We start from the raw sequence: 8,067 nt of genomic DNA on the forward strand, positions 1-8,067 counted from the left end.
ATCGCTTTCCCACAGGCTCCAGCAGAGCTCCAAGCAGCGGCGGCTTGACGCTTATCCGCGTGGGATGTCTTGTCGGCGATGACCGCGTCGGGCCGGCGGCGCGGCCGCCCGACGCCGGTCCTGGGTACTCGCAGTGCGTCCAGGACCGCATCGAAGGCAGTGGAGTCGTTGACGTTGCCCGGCGTGACGAGGATGGTCAGAGGCAGGCCCCGGCCGTCGCACGCCAGGTGAACCTTGGTGGTCAGCCCGCCGCGGGACCGGCCGAGCGCCTGGTCAGCCGCCGCGCGTGCCGGATCTTCCAGTTCGTCCCCCGCCGGTACCCCTTTTTGCGGGCGCCGGCGGCGTGCTGGTGAGCACGGTTGACCGTGGAGTCGACCGACACGGTCCACTCCACCGCTCCGATCGAGTCGTCGTGGACCTGGACCTCCTCGAGTAGACGGGCCCAGGTCCCGTCCGCCTCCCAGCGGGCGAACCGCTCATAGATCGTCTGCCACGGCCCGAAGCGTTCTGGCAGATCACGCCACGGAGCACCCGTGCGCAATCGCCACAGCACCCCGTTGATCACCTGTCGGTGATCCCGCCACGGACGACCCCGGCCGTCAACACCTGGCAGCAGCGGCGATATCCGCTCCCACGCCGCATCCGTCAACTCTCCGCGACCCATCACAAGATCAATTATCAGACAGGTCCTAGGCTTCCGCTCGTGATTGAGACCATCGTGTTCGACGTCGGCGAGACGATCACCCGAGACGACCGCTACTGGGCGTCCTGGGCCGACTGGCTGGACATTCCCCGCCACACCCTGTCTGCGCTCGTGGGTGCCGTCGTCGCGCAGGGTAAGGACAACGCCGAAGCTATACGCCTGGCGCGCCCGGGTGTCGACCTCGTTGCCGAGTATCGGGCCCGCGAAGCCGCCGGCCGCGGTGAAGCCCTGGACGAGTCTGACCTGTACGACGACGTCCGCCCGGCTTTGTCGGCTCTGCGGCAGCTGGGCGTGCACGTGGTCATCGCCGGGAACCAGACGCCGCGAGCTGGGGAGTTGCTGCGCGGCCTGGACCTCCCTGCGGATTTGATCGTCACCTCGGGGGAGTGGGGCGTCGCAAAGCCCCAGCCCGAGTTTTTCCGGCGCGTGTTGGAGGTGGCGCAGGCAGCCCCGACCGCGACCCTGTATGTCGGCGACCACCCTGCCAATGATGTGTTCCCCGCGAAGGCGGCAGGGCTGCGTACGGCGCATCTCCGGCGCGGCCCGTGGGGGCACCTGTGGGCGGACGCCGACGACGTCGTGGCGGCTGCGGACTGGCGGATCGACAGCCTCACCGAGCTCACCGGCATCGTCGGCGGCTGACCGGCATGAAGCGGCCCCATCAACCGTCCGGCTGGTGGGGTCGTTCCACGCAGTGTACAGACGCGAGTACTGTTCGGAGTGGGATGCGCCGAACTCTGGAGCCAGTATGCCCGCACACACAGATGGCGGGGTAGGCCGACGGATCGCCTACTACCGCAGCGTCATGCGGCCGAAGTTGTCGCAGCAGCAGCTCTCCGACGCGGCCTGTGTGGCGCTCGGCACCATCCGGAAGATCGAGCGGGTGAGCGGGGCGTCACCGACGCCACCCTGGAGGCCATCGCTGATGCCCTTGGTGTCGACCCCGGCCGCCTGCGGTCCGACCGCGCCTCTGTCCACACGCGGGTTCGCGACGCGCTGCCCGTGCTCTCTGCCGCAATCGTCACCTACGACGTCCCGGAGGACGGCCCAGTCCGTCCGCTGCGACAGCTGCGTACGGCGGTAGCAGAGGCCGCCCGGTGGCGGGTCGCAGCCCAGTACACACGGATCGTCCGCGCGCTCCCGGACCTGCTGACCGAGCTCGCCCGCGCCTACCATGCAGCCCCCGCCCAAGACCGCGCCGAACTCGCCGGCCTGCTGGTCAGGGCCTACCGCTCCGCTGACGCCGTCGCCTACAAGTTCGGCGCCCAGGACCTGTCCGCTCGCCTGGTCGAACTCATGCGGTGGGCGGTCCCCGAGACCGGTGATCCGGTGCTGGCCGCCTCCGTCGCCTACGTGCGCACAGAGACCTTCTTCGCCGCCCGCGCCCATACGGCGGGCCTGCGCGAGCTGGAGCGGGCGCTGGATGCCACGCCTGCCCCGGTGGCAGCTTCGTCGATCGCGGCCCGCGGCGCGCTCCACATGCGGGCCGCGGTCATCGCCGGCCGAGCCCACGACACCGATGCCGCAGCCCACCACCTTGACGAAGCCCGCACGCTGGCCGACCAGGTCCCCGAAGGCGTATACTGCGGCACCGCGTTCGGCCCGGACTCCGTGAACATCCATGAGGTGTCTGTCGCCGTTAGCCTCGGAGACGAGCACGTCGGCCGCGCGCTCGAGATAGCGAGTGAGTGGAAGCCGCCCAAGGACCTGCCCGGGGAGCGCCGTTCCGGGTTCTACATCGAGCTGGCACGCGCCCAGTTGTGGACGGGACTGGCTCACGAGGCGTTCGAATCCCTGAAGGTGGCCCGGCACATCGCACCGCAGCACACCCGCGAGCACCCCTGGGTCCGGGAGGACGCTGCCAAGTTGCGTCGGCTGAAGCGGGCCGACTCGGAGTCCCTCACGAACTTCGCGGAGTGGTGCGCCGCCATCTGAGCCGGGTACCCGGCTACCCCTCGCTGGGGTACTTGTGGCCTTCCCGTGCCCCCACCATCTGTTGCGCGCGTAGGAACCAGCAGACGGGAACCGCGGATGCCGAACGAACTCCCGCCCGCGCCCACGGTCATCGACGGGCGCGTGAGCATCGTCCGACTGCACGGTGAGGCGTGCTTCGACTGCGGAGCCGTCCACAGGGCCTGCGCGCGGCTGGGCACGTCGTGGTCCGTGGCAGCAACCGCGTGTGGGAGGTCTTCGCATGCGGGTGCCGCAGTCAGAGGGCCGCGGCGTGACCCGTTTACGGACGTCCATAGACCCCGGCGGCCGGGCGAACGGCCCCGGGGCGCGGCCAACGCTCAACGAGGGAGCGCCGACACCATGAAAGCTACAGCCTGCAGAAAACCCGGTGTCAAGATGACCCTGCGCGTCTACCGGGTCAATGCCGATGGGGCGGTCACTGAGGTCCGCGGCACCTTGAACGTCAAGGGCACCGAGACGCCGCTGCCGCTCACCGACCAGTACCCGCCGTGCACGTGCCCCCGCCACCGCGCCGGACAGGCGGTGCCCCAGTGAACGCCACGCAACAGGACAGCACCACCGCCCCCGTCGACCTGGCGGTGATGCGCGAGACGACCGCGGCCCTCGTGAACCCGGACGCCACCGCCGCCCCGCTCCCGGAGCACACCGACATCGGCGTCCTCACCGCCACGGTGCGCGGCCACCTAGAGCTCCTGATCCGCGAGCTGGAGCTCACGGCCGCGAGGCTGCCGAAGGACAGCGTCAACCGGTACTGCGTGCTCGCCTGCATCGGAGAGGCCCGCGGCAAGCTGAGCGCCCAGGCGTCCCCCCGGTACGGCGGTGAACTCGGCTACGCCCGCCGTCTGGCCCGCGTACTCAACGCCCTGTGCGACCACCACGAGAAGCTGGGCGCGCCGTGACGGACGTGCGTATCGAGTGGCGGCACGAGAACGCCGGCTCCGGACCCGCCCGCATGCAGCGGGCCGCCGTCAACGACGGGCCGGGTGACGACACCTTCCTACGCCTGACCGCCCACCGCCGGCCCTGCATGGAATGCCGGCTCACCTACTGCCCGACCGGGCGGCAGCTGGTCGACGCATGGCAGGCCATCGTGGACCGCATCAGCGGCTGACGCCGGTCCCGCCCGCCCCGGCGACACAGGGGCCCCATGGCGACCGCCGGGTCAGGGCCGCACCCCACAAACGCCCGTCCCGCTGGTGGACCGCAAGCCTCCGGCGGGGCGGGTCCGCCCGCCCCGCCAGCGGTCCGCAAGCCGTCGGCGGGTCGGATCGGCGTCGCCGCGGCCGAGGCGCTTCATCTCGTGCACCGTCAAAATGACCCGCTGGCGGGGGGCCTTCTTGATGGTGCGGACGAAGTCCATCGCCTTGACGAACTCCGGCCGGACCTTGACCCGGGCGCTGATCTTCTCGGAGAAGACCGGGTCACATCCGGCTTCCGCCAGGGCCTCGAGCTGGCTTTGGAGTTCCTACTGGGCGGTACTGCACCGGGCGTAACCCACCCTCGTGGGCTTCGTCGCGGCCTCGGGCACCGCGGCGTCGATTGCCGGTCCCGTCTCCTACGCCCGTCCGGGCCCGCGGTTGGCGGGGGTGCGGACTTCGAGCTCGGCGCGGAGCTGTGGACGAGCATGAAGCGCGGGGTGTGGTACTTCGGGGCGACCTTGCCGCCGCGGGTGGGGGCAGGTGCTTCCGGCGGGCACCTCACACGTGGGGGCAGTCGAACTGCTCGACGGCGGCGACCGGTTCGGCGAGTTCTGGCATGTCGCAGAACCTATCGCGAGGGGCTTTGTGCGAAAGCTGTTCTGCGAGAGGTTATGAGAACGAAGATCAGGGGCAAACCGGATTGTCCGGTGGGGGTCCGCGGTCTCTCATTTATGAGAATCACTGTCCGCGACGGCCGTCACGCAAGGTGAAAGAGCTGGCAGGTCGCGTGAGGATGGTTGTACGGGGCCAGGCAGGCGCGCGCAAGAACACGCTGGGAGACGGTGATCGTGAATGATCGGATCGGGCTGGCCGAGCTTCTGGCCGCAGCCGAGAACGCGGCGCCGGTGGCGTCCTTGGACATGGTCGCGCACAATCTGCGAGACCGGTTCAGCGCACAGTATGTGACCTTCCTGCTGGTCGACATCGTTGGCCGGAAGGTGGTGCGGATCAGTGAAGAGGCCGCCACCCAGCAGGGACGGCGCGCCGACCAGATTCCTCTGACCGGAAGCATCTATGACAAGGTCCTGCGTACCCAGAAGCTGGAGCAGGCCCCCGACAGCGGACACGGGCAGCGGGTGATCGCCCCGGTCACCAACCGGGGCGACACCATCGGCCTGCTGGAGCTGTTCTTGCCCCATGCCACGCCGGAAGTGCTGGAGCAGGTCGAGGCGGCCGCGCACGCGCTGGCGTACCTCATCGTCACCGACCGCCGCTTCACCGACCTCTACCACTGGGGCCAGCGCACCACCCCGCTCACCCTCGCCGCCGAGATCCAGCGCCAGCTCCTGCCCCTGGCGCCCTCCTGCGAGGCAGCCCAGTTCACCCTCGCCTGCGCCCTGGTCCCGGCCGACAGTGTCGCCGGGGACTCCTACGACTACAGCCTCGACCATGACACCGTGCACCTGTCCATCACCGATGCCATGGGCCATGACGTCGACGCCTCCCTCATGGCCACTCTCCTGGTCAATGCCTCCCGCAGCGCCCGCCGCACCGAGCAGGACCTGGCCGAACAAGCCCGCCAGACCAATCAGGCCCTGCTCGACCACGGCCGAGACACCCTCGCCACCGGCCAGCTCCTGCGCATCGCGCTGGACGGGTCCGGCGCACAGCTCGTCAACGCCGGCCACCCCTGGCCCCTGCGCCTGCGCGAGGGCACCGTCGAAGAAGTACGCCTGCACGCCGACCTGCCCTTCGGCGTCCACGCACCCGGTCCCTACCGAATCCAGAGCCTCGCCCTGCATCCGGGCGACCGCCTGGTGCTCTACACCGACGGCATGCAAGAACGCCAAGCGGAAGCCGTCGACCTGCCCGACGTGATCCGCAACACCGCCTGCGAACACCCCCGCGAGGTGGTCCGGACCCTGACCCAAGCGGTCACCGAAGCCTGCGACGGACACCTTCAAGACGACGCCACCGTTGTGTGTCTGGACTGGCACGGGGCCCAGCCCGCAGGCCGCCACACCCAAGCCGGAGCAGACAACTGAACACTGCAGCGCCCTGTACGGTCCGGCCGGTGCCCGCTCCAGCACTGGGCATGAGAGAACACATCACACTCGCGGCGGTCTTCCCGTTCAACACCGAAATGCGTCGCGGGAAGCTCACGACCGACAAGCTCCAGGCATTGGCTGGGCTGGGCAGTGCGCCAACGCCGCGGGACCTCTGTGGTCGAATCGATGTTCACTGACTGCTTGCGTCCGTGCGGAAGGGATCCGAGTCGTCGGTGGGCACGAGTGATGTCGGCTCGATGAGTGGCAGTTGCCGGGCACCGGCCAGCCCACCGCGACGACGAGCCGGGTGTCGGCATCGATGATGACCTGGTGGTTGGTGGAGTACCGAAAGTTCTTCGACTGCTCGGCGATGCAGTGGTCCCGCATGGGCACCAGCGTGCCGTCGACGATCAGCACCGTGTCCTTGCGGAACCGCTTGCGTGGCTGCAGGCCGAGCGAGGGCCCAAGGTGGTCGATAATGCGGTCGGCTGCGGACTTCGAGATCCCGAACAGCGGGGCGAGCTGGCGCAGGGTGAGGTTCGTGCGCCAGTACGCGGCGAACAGCAGGACCCGATCCTCCCGCGGCAGGGTCCAGGGTCGGCCCTTGCGGACCGGGTCCGCTCTTTCACGCAGCAACGCGGTGATCAGCGTGTCGAACCGACGTCGACTCAGCCCGCTGAACGGGGCTATCCAGAACGGCTCCGACGCCGTGATCACACCAGCCACAGCAAGATCGTCTCACCGAGTTGAGCTGAGGTCCCCATCCGCCCGTCGCTGACCGGGCCACATGTCGCCATACGCAGCGTCCATGAACCGTACCTGCGGCCCGCGCAGCGCCGACGCGTCGGCTATCTCCCCTCGGGCCGCCTCAGCAAGGCGGAACGCATAACGATAGGTAGCGCCCCGCAATGGCTCGCTTCTGGCCGCCAGGTCGATCTCGGCCTGAGCAAGCCACAGATCATCAACGAGCTGGCCGAGCTCGGAATCGGCCGCGGGGCCGCCAGCCTCCGAGCGTGTGAGCGCCACCTTCTCCACCTGCAACGCAATCCTCACGAACTTCAGAACCGCATCCTTGAGCTCTGCCCGGTGAGCGGCTGATTCCTGGACTTCAAGCTGTCGAGTGCTCGCACGCGAGACGAGGTACTGACCAAACAGCGACCCGCCCGCGCCGAGCGCAACCCCTGCGAGAGACAACAGCGCCGGCCCCAAGGTTCCCCAAGATCCCATAGGTGGAGTCTCTCAACATCGATCCACCGCTTGAGGAGGGCCGGGACGCCCGCCCACCACTCAAGCGGGCAGTTGCGGGACGACGCTCAGGCAGCGGGCCACGTCCTGGCTCTTTCCGTCTCAGGACCTTCGTTCTGCCCCTAGGTTTACCTTAGAAGAAGATCGTTTTCCTTCGACCGCCCTGCGTTACCCAGGAGCCGTCGGGCAACCACTGGCTCCTTGCTGGACCTGCCATGCACAACAGGCCGGAAGGGGCTGCACAATGAGCTGCTGTTCTCGGCAGGCCCTTGCCACGGAGAGGCGGCTATCCGACCCAGACGATGTCGAGGACGTGGTCGGATCGGCCACGAGGGCGTCTACCGGCTCATCACCACGATCCTCGACCCGGACCAGGCCCCGGCCGCGGAACTGGCGGCCCTCTACGCCCAGCGATGGGAGTTCGAGTCCACCCTCGACGAAATCAAGACCCACCTCGGCGGCCCACACCTGGTACTGCGTTCACAACACCCGGAGGGAGCCGAGCAGGAACTCTACGGCTTCCTGCTCGTCCACCATGCCATCCGGCACCTGATGCACCAGGCCGCACGACAAGCCGACCAGGATCCCGACCGGATCTCCTTCAGCCGCTCACTGCGCGTCGTGCGCCGCCAGGTCACCGGCCAGGCGGCGTTTTCCCCCCGGCAGACTCGCCCGCGCGGTCAAAGCAGCCCACGCTGAACTCCTCGAACGCCTCCTGCCACCGCGACGCAGCCGGGCCTACCCCCGCGTCATCAAACGCAAAGTCGCCAACTGGCGACTCAAACGCGCCGCCCACCGGACTGCAGACCGCCCACCCACCGTGGCGCATCACCCTCGTTGGCGCCACCAAACCCAAACGGGTCAAACGGATACCAAAGCGCTAACTGGCCCTAACAAAAGCTATTGATCATGTGACTGTCAGCTTGTCCGCTCGTTGCTCTGATCGTGGGGAAGAGAC

The 8,067-nt window shown here is 68.6% G+C and carries 10 protein-coding genes and 2 pseudogenes; 7 read left to right on the forward strand and 5 right to left on the reverse strand.

Translation table 11 applies throughout. The annotated features are described in order from the left end of the window. Positions 1–68: 68 nt before the first annotated feature. Positions 69–667 (reverse strand): annotated as a pseudogene (locus IE260_RS40680) (IS5 family transposase); the annotation flags it as partial. A 36-nt stretch (positions 668–703) separates the two neighbouring features. Between IE260_RS40680 and IE260_RS40685 the strand changes: the two are divergent. Then, positions 704–1,345 (forward strand): HAD family hydrolase, encoded by a 642-nt coding sequence (locus tag IE260_RS40685; protein WP_189880973.1) that lies wholly within the window; start codon positions 704–706, stop codon positions 1,343–1,345. Positions 1,346–1,495: 150 nt separating this feature from the next. On the opposite strand, the gene IE260_RS42960 is transcribed toward IE260_RS40685, so the two are convergent. Continuing rightward, entirely contained in the window at positions 1,496–1,681 is a 186-nt protein-coding gene (locus IE260_RS42960) for a hypothetical protein (protein WP_308434749.1), read from the reverse strand. Positions 1,682–1,705: 24 nt separating this feature from the next. Between IE260_RS42960 and IE260_RS40690 the strand changes: the two genes are divergently transcribed. The 4 genes from IE260_RS40690 to IE260_RS40705 all read left to right on the forward strand — a co-directional run bounded on the left by IE260_RS40690 (position 1,706) and on the right by IE260_RS40705 (position 3,788). After that, the gene (locus IE260_RS40690) at positions 1,706–2,638 is read left to right on the forward strand and encodes a transcriptional regulator (protein ID WP_308434750.1); all 933 of its coding nucleotides are present in this window, start codon (positions 1,706–1,708) and stop codon (positions 2,636–2,638) included. Positions 2,639–3,016: 378 nt separating this feature from the next. Further along, positions 3,017–3,211, forward strand: coding sequence for a hypothetical protein (locus IE260_RS40695; protein ID WP_189880974.1), 195 nt, complete (start codon positions 3,017–3,019; stop codon positions 3,209–3,211). Next, complete coding sequence (locus IE260_RS40700) at positions 3,208–3,576, forward strand: DUF6415 family natural product biosynthesis protein (protein WP_189880975.1); 369 nt, start codon at positions 3,208–3,210, stop codon at positions 3,574–3,576. The genes IE260_RS40695 and IE260_RS40700 overlap by 4 nt, the downstream gene beginning before the upstream one ends. Beyond that, positions 3,573–3,788: a hypothetical protein gene (locus tag IE260_RS40705; RefSeq protein ID WP_189880976.1), complete on the forward strand. Its 216-nt coding sequence runs from the start codon at positions 3,573–3,575 to the stop codon at positions 3,786–3,788. Before IE260_RS40700 ends, IE260_RS40705 begins: the two co-directional genes overlap by 4 nt. Positions 3,789–3,839: 51 nt before the next feature. Here the strand turns inward: IE260_RS40705 and IE260_RS42480 are convergent, their stop codons facing one another. Further along, positions 3,840–4,118 (reverse strand): recombinase family protein, encoded by a 279-nt coding sequence (locus IE260_RS42480; RefSeq protein WP_308434751.1) that lies wholly within the window; start codon positions 4,116–4,118, stop codon positions 3,840–3,842. 543 nt (positions 4,119–4,661) lie between these two features. On the opposite strand from IE260_RS42480, the gene IE260_RS40715 reads away from it, so the two are divergent. Further along, on the forward strand, positions 4,662–5,861 hold the full coding sequence (locus tag IE260_RS40715; protein WP_189880977.1) for a PP2C family protein-serine/threonine phosphatase: 1,200 nt from the start codon (positions 4,662–4,664) through the stop codon (positions 5,859–5,861). Positions 5,862–6,131: 270 nt separating this feature from the next. Here the strand turns inward: IE260_RS40715 and IE260_RS40720 are convergent. Then, a pseudogene (locus IE260_RS40720) lies at positions 6,132–6,590 on the reverse strand (transposase family protein); the annotation flags it as partial. A gap of 12 nt (positions 6,591–6,602) precedes the next feature. Next, a complete protein-coding gene (locus tag IE260_RS40725; protein WP_229881846.1) occupies positions 6,603–7,091 on the reverse strand; it encodes a hypothetical protein in 489 nt (162 codons plus the stop codon). 219 nt (positions 7,092–7,310) lie between these two features. Here IE260_RS40725 and IE260_RS40730 point away from each other — a divergent pair, with 219 nt between their 5' ends. Further along, positions 7,311–7,808 carry a transposase gene (locus IE260_RS40730; RefSeq protein WP_373303475.1) on the forward strand — a complete coding sequence of 166 codons (498 nt, stop codon included), beginning with the start codon at positions 7,311–7,313 and terminating at the stop codon, positions 7,806–7,808. Positions 7,809–8,067: the final 259 nt, after the last annotated feature.

Source organism: Streptomyces viridiviolaceus (genome assembly GCF_014650995.1).
Lineage (GTDB): Bacteria > Actinomycetota > Actinomycetes > Streptomycetales > Streptomycetaceae > Streptomyces > Streptomyces viridiviolaceus.